The sequence below is a fragment of the Williamsia muralis genome (genome assembly GCF_002735905.1).
In the GTDB taxonomy this organism is placed as follows: domain Bacteria; phylum Actinomycetota; class Actinomycetes; order Mycobacteriales; family Mycobacteriaceae; genus Williamsia; species Williamsia muralis_A.
This window is the reverse complement of the sequence record NZ_PEBD01000010.1, coordinates 1,608,659-1,625,002: the sequence shown is the minus strand read 5'-3', so window position 1 is coordinate 1,625,002 and position 16,344 is coordinate 1,608,659. Positions and strand designations below refer to the sequence as shown.

Genomic DNA, 16,344 nt, shown 5'->3' with positions numbered 1-16,344 from the left:
ACTTTGATGTCAGGACGCGTCCCTCTCGAACAGCCGGGCGGGGTCGCCACAACACCGGGTATCCGAATTGCGCACGAAGGAATCATCGACTTGATCACCGTCGCCTCGGTGCCCACCGACCACCGCTATGTAGCCCACCTCCACGCCGGCGATTCGCGGGTGAGACGGCTTCCCGACCCGGTGCCCGAAGGCGCCGACTCCAACGATCGGTGGTGGCCACCGCGGTGGCTCGAACCCGCCTGGCTGAGCGACCACATCGATGACTTCGACGTGCTTCACCTGCACTTCGGATTCGATGCCATCCCCACCGAACGACTCCACCAAGTCGTCGACTTGCTCCGCCGCCACAACAAACCGCTGGTGTTCACCGCCCACGACCTGCACAACCCTCACTTTCGGGACAACACGTTCCACCTCGAACAGCTGAAGGTCCTGGTGCGCGGCGCCGACGAGGTCATCACCCTGACTCCCGGAGCGGCCAGGGAGATCGTCGAGCGCTGGGGCATCGAGGCCACTGTCATCCCCCACCCACATGTAGCTCCCTTGGGCATGATCGGCCGGCCTCGTGATCGCCGACCAGAGTTCGTTGTCGGCCTCCACGCAAAGAGTCTCCGGGCCAATCTCGATCCTATTGCCGTGCTCGACACCATCGTGACCGCGGCGGCAGGTCTCCCCGACACGCGTGTGCGGGTGGACCTGGACTCCAACGTCTTCGACCCCGGTGCCGATCAACGGACGGCCGACCTCGCCGCGATCATCACCGACTACGCGACCGGGCACAGTGTGGACCTCAGGATTCACAATCGGTTCGACGACAACGAACTCTGGCAGTACCTGACCGAGATCGATGTCAGTGTGCTCCCCTACCGATTCGGAACACATTCGGGATGGCTGGAAGCGTGCTACGACTTGGGGACCGCGGTGATCGCTCCGGACTGCGGCTACTTCGCCGATCAAAAGCCATGTCGAACATACGGTTTCGGATTGGACAGATTCGATCCCACCAGCCTGACCGAGGCCTTGAGGGCCACACACGCCGAACGAGACAGCACATCGGCGGCTAGCAGATCCTCGAGACAGATTGAGCGGCAGCGTATTTCGGCGATGCATGAGGCCGTTTACTCGCGAACGCTCGAACATTACTCCACCGCGACCGGTCGCGCCGATCAAGCGATCGACTAGCATCGTGAACAGCAGATCTCGAATCACACCACGCGCTCACGAGCGCCGACGACGCCCTCGCGCGTCACCGAGGAGATGACCATGCAACTCGCAGGTGTAGGCGTATGGAGTTCGCAGTTGCGCTACGGCAATGCCGCTGAATCCGCTGAAGCTGCCGCCGAACTGGAGGACCTGGGATACACCGCACTATGGATCCCTGACGTCGGGGGGCCGCTGTTCGACGCCGTGGAGAATCTTCTCGGAGCCACGAGCAGAGCCGTCGTCGCGACGGGCATCCTCAACTTGTGGATGCACGAACCGGTGGACGTCGCCGCCAAATACCAGTCGATGGTCTCCGCGCACGGAGAGCGCTTGTTGCTCGGAATCGGCGTGAGCCACGCTCCACTCATCGACGCGGGCGACCCGGGCCGATACAAGAAGCCGCTGGCTGCGACCAAGGCGTACCTCGAGGCTCTGGACGCGACCGAACAGCCTGTCCCCGTCGACGCCCGCGTCCTCGCCGCGCTGGGACCAAAGATGTTGCACTTGTCCGCAACTCGCGCGAACGGATCACACCCGTACCTGGTCACACCGGACTTCACCGCCCGGGCGCGCGAGTCCCTGGGCACCGGCCCGCTGCTGCTCCCGGAGCAGACCGCCATCCTGACCACAGACGCCGACCACGCCCGCTCGATCGGAACCGAGTGGCTGCGTAACTACCTTGGGCTGCCGAACTACGCGAACAACCTGCTGCGCTCGGGTTTCACCGAAGACGATCTGACATCGGTGAGCGACCGGTTGTTCGACACCATCATCGCGTGGGGCGACGAAGCCGCCATCGCCGCCCGGGTGCAAGAACACCTTGCCGCCGGTGCCGACCACGTCTGTGTGCAGGTGCTCGACACCGACCCCAAGGTGTACCCGAGGGAGCAGTGGCGTCGTCTGGCTCCGGCCTTGGTGTGACGCCGTGAGCAAAAACCGTCCGATCGTCGACGCGAAGCCGAATCGTGAATGATCGGGCGGCTTTCGGATTGTCAGTCCGGTGGTTCCCCGGTTGCCGACCCCTGCGCGGTGCTGGTGTCACCGCTCGGATCCGAGCCACTCGAATCTGAATCGCCGCTGTCACCGGGGTCGCTCTCGGTGATGGGTGGCCCTGCTTTGCCTGAGTCTGCGTGTTCCTGACTGATCTTCTCTTCCAGATCATCGACGGTTTTGCCCGGCTCGTCGGTACTGCCAGGCTGCTCGTTCGGAGGTGAATCGCTCATGCTGCCTTCCATTCGGTATGGACTCGACTGTTCAAGTGGAGGAGTCGAACCTCAGACGGGTACCCAATCGTGCGTATCAACCACACCACAGAGTGGTCAGTGCAGTCGAGGCGCCCGTGGCGTCTTCAAGCCAGTGAGGCGACGCGATCCTCGGTGAGCCCGTCGAGATCGTCGAGCACAACAGCTGCGCCTGCGATGGCGTCCTGGGCCGGCGGGTATTCCGGCCGGGGTGCAGCGATGAGCACCAGTCCGGCGGCGGTCGCGGATCGCATACCGTTCGACGAATCCTCCACCGCAACACACTCTGCGGGCTCGAACCCCAACGCCCGCACCGCCGAGAGGTAGACGTCGGGCGCGGGTTTACCTCGGCTGAGCTCCTCGGTCGACACGGTCACCGCAAAAAGGTCGGTCCATCCCGCCGTCCGCAGGACAGCATCGATGAGTTGCCTGGGCGAGGAACTGGCCAGCCCCAATGGCCACCGCCCGGCACACCGTCGCACTGCGTCATCGGCGCCCGCTAACACGGGGAGATGGTCCTCATACCGCTCGACCATCTTGTCGATCACGATCTGCGCCACCTCATTCGGTGGCTTGCCCACACCGAGGTCCTCACTCAGGTAACTCGCCCACTCCGGAGTGCTCATGCCCATCAGTGCGGTCTGCGCCTCGTCGAGCCACCGACCGCCGTGTTCGGCCACCACATCCCGGCGCACCTGTTCCCAGATGGGCTCGGAATCGATGAGCACACCGTCCATGTCGAAGATCACTGCTGCAGTCACTGCACCATCATCGCCTGCGCGATGAGTCCGCGCGCAGTCACCCGAGGTCGATGACTCCTGCACCCGGCGGGTTCGAGAAGAGATCGACGATCGTGTCGGCATACTTGCCTGCGATCGGCTTGCGCCGCAATTTCATCGTCGGAGTCAGTTCGTCGCCGCCCGGATCCCAGGCAGATGGCACGAGCGCGAACCGTTTGACCTGCTCCACCCGCGACAACTTCGAGTTGCCTGCCTTCACTGCCAGCGTGATCTCTTCGATGATCTCGGGGTTCTCGGCAAGATCCGCGATCTGCGCCTCGGGGACGCCCAAAGCTTTTGCACGCATGGTCGCGACGTCGGGATCAAGGACCACCAAGGCGCTGATGTACGGCTTGTTGTCGCCGATCGCGACCACCTGGCTGATCAGCGACGAGGACGCCTTCACCGCGTTCTCGATCGTGCTCGGCGCCATGTTCTTGCCGGACTCGTTGATGATGAGTTCCTTCTTGCGGTCGACGATTGTCAGGTTTCCCTCATCGTCGATCTTGCCCACATCGCCGGTGGCGAACCACCCATCGGCATCGATCGCCTCTGCCGTCTTCTCCGGCTTGTTGCGATAACCGCGCATGACCATCGGAGCCCGGACCAGCACTTCGCCGTCGTCGGCCAGTTTGATCTCCACACCGTCCACGGGTTTGCCGACCGTGCCGACCTTCAGATTGTCCGTGGTCGTCTTCGTCGCAGCTCCGGTCGTCTCGGACAGACCCCACACCTCGATGACGGGGATGCCGATCCCGACAAAGAACTCGATCACCTCGGCCGGAATGGACGCCGCACCCGAGATGGCCACCTTCAGTTCGTCCAGTCCCAGCGCCGCACGGACTTTCGACAGCACGAGGGTGTCTGCCACGCGGTGCTGAGCAGCGAGGGCCCTGCCCCTCGGCGTGCCCGCCAAGTCGGCCTTGGCTGCACGCCGGCCCACGTCGAGCGCCCATCCCGCAAGCTTCTTTTTCACCGGGCTCGTCTCCTCGGCCAGCTTGCCTTCGATGCCGGCCTTCACCTTCTGCCACACACGGGGAACCCCGAAGAAGACGGTCGGCCGTACATCGGGCAGCGCCGAAGCGAACTCTCGCGGATCGGCCACCGACGTGATCTGGATTCCACGCATCTGGCTGGCACCGTGAGATGACACCCGATCGGCGATGTGTGCGGACGGCAGGTAGGAGATGATCCGGTCGTCGAATCCGAACTGCAGTTCGTCGGCCACCGACTCCGCCGCGGCGATCACGTTGCTGTGCGTGATCTCCACGCCCTTCGGGGGTCCCGTGGTTCCCGAGGTGTAGATCAACGTGACCAGGTCATCGGGCTTGACTGCCCGCCAGGACGCTTCGAAATCGAACTCCTCGTCGCCCTGAGCCTCCACGTCTTTGAGTTCGATGACCCCGTCGGCCGGACCGTCGACGCTGATGATGTGCTCGAGCGCCACGCCGGATTGTTTGATGGCGGGCATGAACACCTGCTCCGTGATCACGATCTTGTTCGCAGCGTCGGTGAACAGGTACTCGAGCTGCTCGGGTGCGCTGGTGTTGTACACCGAGAACGGGATTGCTCCCAGGTGAACGATCGCGGTGTCGACCAGGTGGAATTCGGGGCGATTGGTCAACATCAGGCCGACGGTGTCGCCACGCGTGACGCCGAGACGCACGAGGCCTCGTGCGATCGCCTCCACACGACGCGCGTACTCACGCCAGGTGATCTCCTGGATCCCGCCCGGAGTGCGCAGCGCGACACGATCGGGGTGCATCTTGGCGGTCTGCTGAAACGCTTCGGCCGTGGTGTGCACGGCGACTCCCGAAGCGTGGTGAAAGACGACGTCGGTGGCGTTCTCGCTCATCTGTTCTCCCGGCGGTTGGTCGCGACGCATCATGAACACGGCTGTGATCAGAATCTAGCGCTGCCGCGCCGCTCCCGAAGGCGATTCGCCGATGACCCGACAAATCGGACAGCCGACAGCCACGTGCAATGTGGCGACCACGACGCAGCACCCCCAACCCACTTGCCCGCGCCGCTTGGCACCCGGAGAGCGGGCCTCGGCCGTAACATCACCTCGGACAAAAGATTCCGGGCGGGAGAACAATGCCGACGACCACGACGACAACGCTGCGGTTCGCTTTGCTCGTCACTTGCGCCAGTGGCTTCCTGGACTCGTACACATTCCTTGTTCGCGGCGGCGTGTTCGCCAATGTGCAGACGGGGAACGTCATCTTCTTCTTCATCAACCTGTCCGAACAGCACTACGCCGACGCTGTGGCGCGGATCTGGCCGATCGTCGCGTTCCTGCTGGGTGTCACCCTCTCCACCCACATCAAGACCGGACGCCTCGACTCGGTGGTGACCCATCCGATCCGATGGACGATGGGCATCCAGGCCCTGTCGTTGGCCGCCATCGGATTCGTTCCCGAGACGGTCCCCCACATGTACGTCACGGTGCCGATCTCTTTCATGGCCGCGATGCAGATCGAGCTGTTCCGCTCGATCGGCGATCTCAACTACATGGTGGTCGCAACCACCGGTAATTTGATGCGCACCGTCGAGTCCGCGTACGGCGTCCTCACCACCGGATCCGAGACGTCCAAACGCGCGCTTGCCATCTACTCCAAAGTCATCGGCTCGTTCTTCCTGGGCGCTGCGGTCGGCGCCTTCGCGACGGAGTGGATGGGTGTGCACGCCGCCTGGCTGCCCGCCGGCTTTCTTGCCGTCACCCTCGCCTTCTTCATTCTCGACGAGCGCGATACGAGCTCGGAACCCGACGAGGACGCAGGTCACGGCGCCGCCGCAGTGTGAGCCCGCCCACCGCCGGCAGCTCTGGAGGGGTTGATGCCGGTCCATCGGGTCAGGGCCTCGGGCGTACCCTCGAAGCGAATACGCACCGAAGGAGATCCGAATGTCCTCGACCGATGCCACCTCACGTCCCGCATCTCTGGCCATTGCCGCGGACCCTGAGACCCGCCCCGCGGCTGACGATTCGGTGACCTACCGGGTGGAGAAGACACCCTTCGGTCCCATCGCGCATGTGCAGCTCAACCGGCCCGACAAGCACAATGGGCTCACCCTGCCGTTGCTCGCCGGACTCACCAGAGCAGCCCGGCAAGCGGCCAAGGACCGCACCCTGCGCGCCGTCATCATCAGTGGCGCGGGCAAATCCTTCAGTGCCGGACTCGATTTCGCCAGCCTCCAGGGCAAAGAGAAGAGCATCTACCGGACTTTCGTCCCGAACATTTTGAAGGGCTCCAACGGTTTTCAGGACCCGGCCTGGGAATGGCGACGGGTTCCCGTTCCCGTCATCGCGGTGGTGCATGGCCATTGCTACGGCGGCGGGCTGCAGATTGCGATGGGAGCCGACTTCCGGTTCGCCACGCCTGACGCCGACTTCTCCGTCTTGGAAGCGAAGTGGGGATTGATCCCCGACATGTCGGCATCGGCCGCGTTGGCTCAACTCACCACCATCGACATCGCCAAGCGACTGACCATGACCGGCGAGATGTTCTCCGCGGACTACGCCAAGGAGATCGGCCTCGTCACCGGCGTCGCCGAGCATCCGATGGCCGAGGCAATGGCCTTGATCGAGAAGATCGCGTCCCGCTCCCCCGATTCGGTGGCGTCTACAAAGTCGTTGCTCGAGAAGACCTGGTCGCGCTCTCCCCGATTCTCGTTCCCGGTGGAGCAGGTGCTGCAACTGCGGCTGCTTCGCGGCAAGAACCACGCCATTGCCCGGAAAGCCGGCATGAAGCGAACAACCCCGGAGTTCGTGGACCGCGAGCTCTGAGCCTTCCGCTCAGAACTCGAACGTGATGCCGCGTTCGAGTACGCCTTCGCTCGCCTCGTGCCGGACGGTTGTCCCGATCTCGACGACGTAGCGGCCGCGGCCCTCCGGTACCCCGGAGACCGCGAATCCGAGGCGGCATCGGTTGTCGGTGAGTTCAGGTGCGCCGAGTGTGCCCTCTTCCAGAATGGTGAGCTCTTCGTCGAGGATGCGGACTCGAGCACCGACCTTGAGGTCTTCGAATTCGCTTGTGCCACCGCAGATGTCAGAGGAGGACACGGCATACTGACCGCCGGTGAGGACAACCTCGCCTTCGGCGGTGAAGTCGCGGCCCTGCACACCCCAGGCCATGGCACCGAGCGCGATGACGGCGAGCACAACACCGACGACGGCACTGACGATGATGATCGGTGTCCGCGTGCGCCGTTGCCATGTGCGGGGCGGCAGATCAGGTCCGGGCGCCAGCCAGTACTGCGGCGTTTGCTGGGCGGGATACATGATTCAAGTCTGCCTCATCGGCCCGCCAGGTCAGCCGCGTGGCGGGAAGTACTTGATGAGCGCTTCCTGGACCACGGTCGTTGCCAGCAATCCCTCGCGGGTGAAGAACCGTCCCGAAGCCAGCCCACGCGAGCCGGCCGCGACCGGCGATTCACTCGCGTACAGCAACCAGTCATCAAATCGGAACTCGCGGTGGAACCACATCGAATGATTGACGGTGGCGGCGAACAACCGGTCGATGCCCCAAGACAACCCGTGTGTCGTCAGGATCGAATCGAGCACTGTGGTGTCCGAGGCGTAGCAGAGCGCGGCGATGTGCAGAAGCGGGTCGTCGGGCATCTGGCCGTCGGTACGCATCCACACCCGGTTGTGTTCCAGGGTGTCGCCGGACTCCCGCACTTTCCACGTGGGGTCATTGGCGAAGCGAATGTCGATGGGATGCAACGCATTCACGAACATGGCGATGCGATCTTCGAACCCCTTGAAGTGTTCGCCGAGGGTGGGCAGGTCCTCGGGGTATGGCACCTCGGGGATCTGGACCGAATGCTCCAGGCCGGCCTTGTTGTCCTGGAAGGCGACCAGCATGGACAGGATTTCCTCGCCGCCCTGCAATGCGGTGACCAAACGATTGGCGAACGGCTTTCCGTCTCGCAGACGGGTGACGTGGTACTCCAGCGGTTTGGTCACATCCCCGCCACGGATGAAGTGCGCATGCAACGCATGCACGGGGGTGGGCCGCGGAACACTGCGCCCGGCAGCCACCACACCTTGCCCGAGCAGTTGACCGCCGAACGTGCGCGGCCCCACCTCTGCGGGGTGGACGCCGATGAAGACGTCGGTCTCGCGTTCCTCCAGATCGAAGAGCGCCAGCAATTTGTTCAGGTCGGACGTCGAGCCGGGGGCATCAGTCACAGGACGAATGCTAGCTGTGCTGATTTGGCTCGCTCCGCTCGCGGGCGGGGTGGCCCGGGGTCACGCGCTCTTCCTTCGTCGACTCGGTCGCTGCGCTCCCTCGCTCCTCTGTCCAGAGCACGCGGGGCCACCCGCGACAATCACTCGCTTCGCTCGTTCACTCAAGCCTCGCGAGGGAGCGCAAGCGACCGATGCGACCCGGGAGGTGTGGCCACGCGCGTTCTGGACTGACGATGAACGAGCGCCAGCGATGTGAAGAGGAGGGAAGAACGCGCGATGACGGCCACACCGACAAAGCGAGCGGAGCGAGCAGATAACTCAGTGATCGTCCTCGCCGATCCTGTGGACATGGATCAGGTTGGTGGTGCCGACGGTGCCGGGAGGGGCTCCGGCGACGATGACCACCTGGTCACCGACCTTGAGGCGCCCGATTTCCAGGAGTGCTTGGTCCACCTGGCGGATCATGGCGTCGGTGGATTCGACGCGCGGGACGATGAATGTCTCTGTGCCCCAACTCATTGCGAGCTGGCTGCGTACCTCGGGCAGCGGGGTGAACGCGAGCAGCGGCAGTCGGGTGTGCAGGCGCGCGAGCCTCCGGACCGTGTCGCCGGACTGGGTGAACGCGACGAGGGCTTTGGCGTCGAGGCGTTCGCCGATGTCGCGGGCGGCGTAGGAGATGATGCCGCGTTTGGTGCGCGGGACGTGTGAGAGCGGCGGGACGTCGCGGGGTCCGCTTTCCACTGCCTTCACGATGCGGGCCATGGTTTGGACGGTTTCCATGACGTACTTGCCGACCGAGGTCTCACCGGAGAGCATGACCGCGTCTGCTCCGTCGAGTACCGCGTTGGCCACGTCTGACGCCTCGGCGCGGGTGGGCCGTGAGTTCTCGATCATCGACTCGAGCATCTGGGTGGCGACAATCACCGGCTTGGCGTTCTCGCGGGCCATCTGGATGGCCCGCTTCTGCACCAGGGGGACCTCTTCGAGGGGCAGCTCGACGCCGAGGTCACCGCGGGCGACCATCACTGCGTCGAATGCCAGGATCACGGCTTCGAGGTTGTCGATGGCCTCGGGCTTCTCGAGCTTCGCGATGACGGGGACCCGGCGGCCCACGCGATCCATGATGGTGTGGACCAGCTCGATGTCGGCCGGCGACCGCACAAACGACAGGGCGATCAGGTCGACGCCGAGCTTCAGGGCGAACTCGAGGTCGGCTTCGTCCTTGTCGGACATCGCCGGCACCGAGACGTTCATCCCCGGGAGGGAGACACCTTTGTTGTTGCTGACGGGTCCGCCTTCGGTGACCGTGCAGATGACGTCGTTCTGGTCGATGTCGGTGACCGTCAGCCCCACCTTGCCGTCGTCGACGAGCAGTCGGTCGCCTGGCCGGGCGTCGACAGCCAACTGCTTGTAGGTGGTCGACACGCGTTCGGCGGTGCCTTCGCAGTCATCGACGGTGATGCGGACCTGCTTGCCCGCGGGCCATTGCACCGGTCCGTCGGCGAACGTCCCCAACCGGATCTTCGGACCCTGCAGGTCGGCGAGGATGCCCACCGCATGTCCGGTGGTGTCGGAGGCCTTGCGCACGCGGTCGTACATTTCTCGGTGGTCTTCGTGTTTGCCGTGGCTGAAGTTCAGCCGGGCCACATCCATGCCACTCTCTACCAACTCACGCACGCGCTCGTCGGTTGCAGTTGCAGGACCCAGGGTGCACACGATTTTGGTACGTCGATTCACTCCGCCGAGCCTAGTCCGCGCCGGCCATCTCCTCCACGTAAGCACCCAAGACGTCACGTGAAATTACGTCGAACTCCGCCTTTGGTCCGATATCGGTGGCTCTGCGGCAGTGCGTCGTCAGCGAACCGAGAGCGGAAGCGCCGCGGGATGAACCGGTGAGGGCAAATCCGATTCGCCCATCAGGAACTCATCGACACCACGCGCTGCCGCCCGTCCCTCGGCGATCGCCCACACCACCAGCGAGGCCCCGCGGTGGGCATCGCCACAGACGAAGACCCCGGGCGTGTCGGTCTGCCAGTCGCTGCCACAGGACAGTGCGCCGCGGCCGTTGGGTTCCAACTCGAGGTCGGTCAACAGCGTCGTGCGTTCGACACCCTCGAACCCGATCGCGAAAAGCGCCATTTCGCAGGGCATTTCGAACTCGTCACCCACCGGCACGACGTGTCGCCTGCCACTGCCGTCGCGCTCGACGGTGACCTCGGCCAGCACCATCGCGGTGACGTTGCCGTTGTCATCGCCAAGGAAACGTTGCACCGCAACCTGATACTTGCGTTCGCCACCTTCGATGTGCGCGGCGGAGTCGCGCAAGATCAACGGCCATGTCGGCCAGGGTGAGAGGTTCTCGTCCCGTTCCGGTGGCAACTCGGGGTTGTAGTCGAGCTGGGTGACCGACGCAGCACCCTGCCGGTGGGCGGTACCGAGGCAGTCGGCTCCGGTGTCGCCACCGCCGATGATCACCACGTGTTTGCCGTGCGCGGAGATCGGTGATGCGCCGTCGCCCTCACATTCGCGATTGGCGGGCACCAGATGCTCCATGGCGAGGTGGACACCGCCCAGTTCACGTCCGGGTACTTCGGGGTTGTCGCGGGCCTTCAGCGCGCCGACAGCAAGAACGACGGCGTCGTGACGATCGCGCAGCTCGGCGACGGTCAGGTCGTCTCCGACGTTGCAGTTGGTGACGAACTCGGTGCCCTCCCCCGCCATCTGGGCGATTCGCCGATCGATGTCCGACTTCTGCATCTTGTACTCGGGGATGCCATAGCGGAGCAGACCGCCGATACGGTCGTCTCGTTCGTAGACGGTCACCGCATGACCCGCTCGGGTGAGCTGTTGCGCGGCCGCCAGACCAGCGGGCCCCGAACCGACCACTGCGACCGATTTGCCGGACAGTGTCGCCGAGGTCTGCGGGACGACGAGTCCCTCTCGCCACGCTTCTTCGGCAATCGTCTTCTCGATGCGCTTGATGGTGACGCTGCCGCCGGTGGTGGCGTGCGAAATGGACAGCACGCAAGCCGCCTCGCAGGGCGCCGGGCAGAGCTTGCCGGTGAACTCGGGGAAATTGTTGGTGGCGTGCAGACGGTCACTGGCCGCATCCCACCGGCCACGGCGCACCAGGTCGTTCCACTCGGGGATCAGGTTGCCCAGCGGGCAGCCCGCAGATCCGGAGTGACAGAACGGGATTCCGCAGTCCATACACCTGCGGGCCTGCTCGGAGACGTGCTGGTTCTCTTTGTCGGGGTCTTTGTCGACGTAGACCTCACGCCAATCGTTGACCCGTTCGTATACCGGCCGGGTCGGGGCCTCGGTTTTGCCGACCTCCAAAAATCCGCGCGGATCAGCCACGAGCCGCCTCCATGATCGCAGCTTCCACGTCGCGTCCTTCCGCTTCGGCCATCCGGGCGGCGTCGAGCACCCGCTGGTAGTCGGTGGGCATCACCTTGGTGAACTTGAGGCTTCGCCGAGGCCAGTCGGCGAGCATCGACGCCCCCACCGCCGACCCCGTGAGCGCGACGTGTCTGCTGATGTGTTCGTGCAGGAACAGCAGGTCGTCGGGGTCCGGGTTCTGCAGCGCCACCATCGCCTGGTTCACCATGCCCGGATCGAGTCGGTACACGTAGGCGATGCCACCGGACATCCCTGCCGCAAGGTTGCGACCGGTGGGCCCGAGGATCAGAACCCGCCCGCCCGTCATGTATTCACAGGCGTGGTCGCCGACGCCTTCGACCACCGCGGTGGCACCGGAGTTGCGGACTGAGAACCGTTCGCCGACTCGGCCGCGCAGATAGACTTCGCCGCTGGTGGCCCCGTACAGGATGGTGTTGCCGGCGATGACCTGGTCTTCGGCGATGAACAGTGCGTCGGGATGCGGCCGGACGATGATCTTTCCGCCGCACAGACCTTTTCCGACGTAGTCGTTGGCGTCGCCGGTGAGTTTCAACGTGACACCCGGCGGCAGGAACGCCCCGAGCGATTGGCCGGCAGAGCCCGTCAGCGACACCGTGATGGTGTCCTCGGCCAGACCATCTGCGCCGTACCGTCGCGTCACCTCCGACCCCAGCAGCGTTCCGACCGTGCGATTGACGTTGCGAACGGGCAGGTCCAGGGTCACCGGGTGCGCATCTTCGAGCGCCCCCTCTGCCAGCTGGATCAACGTCTGGTCCAGCGCCTTGTCGAGGGCGTGGTACTGCTCGCGGGTCCGCCGCCTCGGCGAGTCGGTGTCGGCCGTGTGGAAGATCGGCGACAGGTCGACACCCTTCGACTTCCAGTGCGCCACCCCCGGCGCGGTGTGGAGCGCATCGGAACGTCCGATCGCTTCATCGAGGGTCCGGAATCCGAGCATCGCAAGATGTTCGCGGACATCCTCGGCGACGAACTTGAAGAAGTTCACGATGTGCTCGGCCTTGCCGGTGAACCGGGCTCGCAACTTGGGATTCTGTGTCGCCACACCCACAGGGCAGGTGTCGAGATGGCAGACCCGCATCATGATGCAGCCGGCCACGATCAGCGGGGCGGTGGAGAATCCGAACTCCTCGGCACCGAGCAGAGCCGCGACCATGACGTCCCGGCCGGTGCGCAGCGCCCCGTCACACTGGACGGTGATCCGGTCGCGTAAACCGTTGAGCATCAACGTCTGTTGGGCATCGGCAAGACCGATCTCCCACGGGGTGCCCGCGTGTTTGAGCGAGGTCAGCGGGGACGCACCCGTCCCGCCGTCGTGGCCGGAGATGAGCACCACGTCGGCGTGGGCCTTGGACACACCGGTCGCGACCGTACCCACACCCATCGCGCTGACCAGCTTCACGTGGATGCGCGCCTGCGGATTGGCGTTCTTGAGGTCGTGGATCAGTTGGGCCAGATCTTCGATCGAATAGATGTCGTGGTGCGGCGGCGGCGAGATGAGCGCGACGCCCGGCGTGGAATGCCTGGTCTTGGCGATCCACGGATACACCTTGTATGCGGGCAGCTGTCCGCCCTCACCCGGCTTGGCACCCTGCGCCATCTTGATCTGGATGTCGGTGGCGTTGACGAGGTAGTCGCTGGTCACACCGAAGCGGCCCGAGGCGACCTGCTTCACCGCGCTACGACGGGTGGGGTCGTAGAGCCGATCGGTGTCCTCGCCGCCCTCCCCCGAGTTCGACCGTCCACCGATGCTGTTCATGGCGATGGCGATCGTCTCGTGTGCCTCGGCGGAGATCGACCCGTAGCTCATCGCGCCGGTGTTGAACCGCGTCATGATCGACTCGATCGATTCGACCTCGTCGAGTGGGATCGGTTCGCGACCCTCGGTGTCGAACTCGAACAGCCCACGAAGTGTGCCGCCCTCGCGGGAGAGCCGGTTCACCTCGTCGGTGTATTTGCGATAGACGTCGGTTCGGCCGGACTTGCTGGCGTGCTGCAACAAGAACACCGTCTCCGGGCTGAACAGATGTAGCTCGCCTTCGCGGCGGTACTGGTATTCGCCACCCACCTCGAGCCGGCGGTAGACCTGCTCGGTGGGGTTGGGCGGGTAGGCCCGGTGGTGACGGATGCGGACCTCTTCGGCCAGTTCGTCCAGACCGACCCCGCCGATCCGCGACACCGTACGGGTGAAGTACTCCTTCACCAGGTCGCCGGAGAGTCCTACTGCTTCGAAACACTGTGCGGCCGTATAACTTCCGACGGTCGAGATACCCATCTTGCTCATCACCTTGAGCACACCCTTGCCCAGTCCCTGCAAGTAATTGCGGACCGCCTTCGACGGGGTGACGCCGGTCAGCTCGCCTTCACGAACAAGATCTTCGATGGTCTCGAAAGCCAGATACGGGTTCACTGCCGCAGCCCCGAAGCCGATGAGCAGCGCGACGTGATGCACCTCGCGCGCATCACCGGTCTCGACGACGAGACCGACCCGCGTACGTTCCTTTGTGCGGATCAGATGGTGATGCACGGCAGACGTGGCGAGCAACGACGGGATCGGCGCGTTGTCCCGGTCGGCCTCGCGGTCACTGATCACCAGCGTCGAATAGCCGTTGGCGATCGCCTCACTCGCTCGCCGGCGCAGTTCTTCGAGCGCGCGTTCCAGACCCGGTCCCCCTTCGGCGACCGGATAGTGCGCGCGCAGCACCTTGGCAGCCAGGCCCCGATGATTCCCGTCGTCGTTGATGTGCACGATCTTGGCCAGCTCATCGTTGTTCAACACGGGCCAGGGCAACAAGATCTGCCGGCACGACGCCGCACTCGGGTGCAGCAGGTTCTGCTCGGGACCCATCACCCGAGCCATGGAGGTCACGATTTCTTCGCGGATCGCGTCCAGCGGCGGATTGGTGACCTGCGCGAACAGTTCCACGAAGTAGTCGTAGAGCAGACGCGAACGCTGTGAGAGCACGGCGATCGGGGTGTCGGTGCCCATCGAGCCCAGCGCCTCGTACCCCGAGGCGGCCATCGGGGTGATCAATACCCGCAGGTCCTCTTCGGTGTACCCGAACGACACCTGTCTGCGGACCACGCTTTCGTGGGTCGGCAGGAACCGAGGACGCTCTGGGAGCCTCGCCAGTTCGAGCAGTCCGGCGTGCAGCCACTCCTCGTACGGCTGTTCACCGATCAGCTGACCCTTGATCTCCTCATCGGCGATCCGCCGGCCCTCTGCGGTGTCGATCAGGAACATCTTGCCCGGCTCGAGACGGCCCTTGGCGACGATGTCGTCGGTGGGTATGTCGAGTACGCCCGCTTCGGAAGCGAGGACCACCCGTCCGTCGCGGGTCTGCCACCAGCGCCCGGGCCGCAGTCCGTTGCGGTCGAGCACAGCACCGACCATCGTGCCGTCGGTGAAGGTGACGCAAGCCGGACCGTCCCAGGCCTCCATCATCGAGGCGTGGAACTGGCAGAACGCGCGGCGCCGAGGATCCATGTCGGGCACGTTCTCCCAGGCCTCGGGCACCATCATCATCACGCAGTGCGGCACACTGCGACCACCGAGGTGCAGCAGCTCCAACACCTCGTCGAGTGACGCGGAGTCCGAGGCATCCGGGGTGCAGATCGGGTACAGCCGCTTGAGGTCACCGGGAATCAGGTCGGTGTCCAGAAGCGCTTCGCGGGCCCGCATGCGATTCCGGTTGCCCCGAACGGTGTTGATCTCCCCGTTGTGGGCGACGAACCGGAACGGGTGCGCCAGAGGCCACGACGGGAAGGTGTTGGTGGAGAACCGCGAGTGAACGATCGCGATGGCGCTCTCGGCCCGCTCATCGCGCAGATCCGGGTAGTAGAGCGGCAACTGCTTGGTGGTGAGCATGCCCTTGTAGACGATGGTGCGACTGGACAGCGACGCGAAATACAATCCGCTGCCGTCGGCCTCTAGGTCCGGTGTGACCCGCTCCGCGCGTTTACGCAGCGGGTACACGAGCCGGTCGAGCTCCAGCCCCGACGGTGCGATGCCGTCGTCGTTCAGTGGTCCGCTGACGAACAACTGGCTCATGAACGGCATGCAGCCCCGCGCCGTCTCACCGATGTCGGCTTCATCCACCTCGACGGGCAGGTCGCGCCACCCCAAGATCCTGAGGTTCTCCTCGGCGGCGATGTCCTCCACCCGGGTCATCGCACGTCGTCGGGCGTCCGGGTCGGCAGGAAGAAAGCAGATTCCTGCGGCAAAAGTGTTCTCGCCATTGAGGTTTGCCGGAGGAAGGTCGAAGTCGACCACCTCACGCAAAAAGGTGTGGGGAACCTGCATCAGGATGCCGGCGCCATCCCCGCTGTTGGTCTGAGCTCCGGCCGCACCGCGGTGATCGAGGTTCTCGAGGGCGAGAAGGCCGTCGGCGACGATCGAATGAGAACGCCGTCCGTGGATGTCGGCGACCATCGCCACACCGCAGGAATCGACTTCGTTGTCCGGGTCGTACAGACCCTGGGCTTCGGGGAGCTGAGAGAACAGCAAATC

General features: G+C 64.6%; 12 protein-coding genes. 4 read left to right on the top strand and 8 right to left on the bottom strand.

What is annotated here, in order from left to right:
* The first annotated feature begins 6 nt into the window (after window positions 1-6).
* Both CSW57_RS21130 and CSW57_RS21125 read left to right on the top strand, forming a co-directional pair.
* Entirely contained in the window at window positions 7-1,182 is a 1,176-nt protein-coding gene (locus tag CSW57_RS21130; protein WP_099384392.1) for a glycosyltransferase, read from the top strand.
* Window positions 1,183-1,263: 81 nt separating this feature from the next.
* Window positions 1,264-2,124 (top strand): LLM class F420-dependent oxidoreductase, encoded by an 861-nt coding sequence (locus tag CSW57_RS21125; RefSeq protein WP_099384686.1) that lies wholly within the window; start codon window positions 1,264-1,266, stop codon window positions 2,122-2,124.
* Between the two features lie 71 nt (window positions 2,125-2,195).
* On the opposite strand, the gene CSW57_RS21120 is transcribed toward CSW57_RS21125, so the two are convergent.
* The 3 genes from CSW57_RS21120 to CSW57_RS21110 form a co-directional block, all read right to left on the bottom strand.
* Complete coding sequence (locus CSW57_RS21120; protein ID WP_143696586.1) at window positions 2,196-2,426, bottom strand: hypothetical protein; 231 nt, start codon at window positions 2,424-2,426, stop codon at window positions 2,196-2,198.
* 125 nt (window positions 2,427-2,551) lie between these two features.
* On the bottom strand, window positions 2,552-3,205 hold the full coding sequence (locus CSW57_RS21115) for an HAD family hydrolase (RefSeq protein WP_223249379.1): 654 nt from the start codon (window positions 3,203-3,205) through the stop codon (window positions 2,552-2,554).
* 37 nt (window positions 3,206-3,242) lie between these two features.
* A complete protein-coding gene (locus tag CSW57_RS21110; protein ID WP_099384684.1) occupies window positions 3,243-5,078 on the bottom strand; it encodes an AMP-dependent synthetase/ligase in 1,836 nt (611 codons plus the stop codon).
* Window positions 5,079-5,320: 242 nt separating this feature from the next.
* Between CSW57_RS21110 and CSW57_RS21105 the strand changes: the two genes are divergently transcribed.
* Both CSW57_RS21105 and CSW57_RS21100 read left to right on the top strand, forming a co-directional pair.
* Window positions 5,321-6,028, top strand: a complete 708-nt coding sequence (locus CSW57_RS21105) for a YoaK family protein (RefSeq protein WP_099384390.1) — start codon at window positions 5,321-5,323, stop codon at window positions 6,026-6,028.
* Between the two features lie 184 nt (window positions 6,029-6,212).
* Window positions 6,213-7,010, top strand: coding sequence for a crotonase/enoyl-CoA hydratase family protein (locus tag CSW57_RS21100; RefSeq protein ID WP_223249422.1), 798 nt, complete (start codon window positions 6,213-6,215; stop codon window positions 7,008-7,010).
* A gap of 9 nt (window positions 7,011-7,019) precedes the next feature.
* Here CSW57_RS21100 and CSW57_RS21095 read toward each other — a convergent pair whose 3' ends face one another.
* The 5 genes from CSW57_RS21095 to gltB form a co-directional block, all read right to left on the bottom strand.
* Window positions 7,020-7,505: a hypothetical protein gene (locus CSW57_RS21095; protein ID WP_099384388.1), complete on the bottom strand. Its 486-nt coding sequence runs from the start codon at window positions 7,503-7,505 to the stop codon at window positions 7,020-7,022.
* Between the two features lie 30 nt (window positions 7,506-7,535).
* Window positions 7,536-8,417: an acyl-CoA thioesterase gene (locus CSW57_RS21090; protein ID WP_099384387.1), complete on the bottom strand. Its 882-nt coding sequence runs from the start codon at window positions 8,415-8,417 to the stop codon at window positions 7,536-7,538.
* 318 nt (window positions 8,418-8,735) lie between these two features.
* Window positions 8,736-10,154, bottom strand: coding sequence for a pyruvate kinase (pyk, locus tag CSW57_RS21085; protein ID WP_099384386.1), 1,419 nt, complete (start codon window positions 10,152-10,154; stop codon window positions 8,736-8,738).
* A 117-nt stretch (window positions 10,155-10,271) separates the two neighbouring features.
* A complete protein-coding gene (locus CSW57_RS21080; RefSeq protein WP_099384385.1) occupies window positions 10,272-11,777 on the bottom strand; it encodes a glutamate synthase subunit beta in 1,506 nt (501 codons plus the stop codon).
* Complete coding sequence (gene gltB / locus CSW57_RS21075; RefSeq protein ID WP_099384384.1) at window positions 11,770-16,341, bottom strand: glutamate synthase large subunit; 4,572 nt, start codon at window positions 16,339-16,341, stop codon at window positions 11,770-11,772. Before gltB ends, CSW57_RS21080 begins: the two co-directional genes overlap by 8 nt.
* Between the last annotated feature and the right edge of the window lie 3 nt (window positions 16,342-16,344).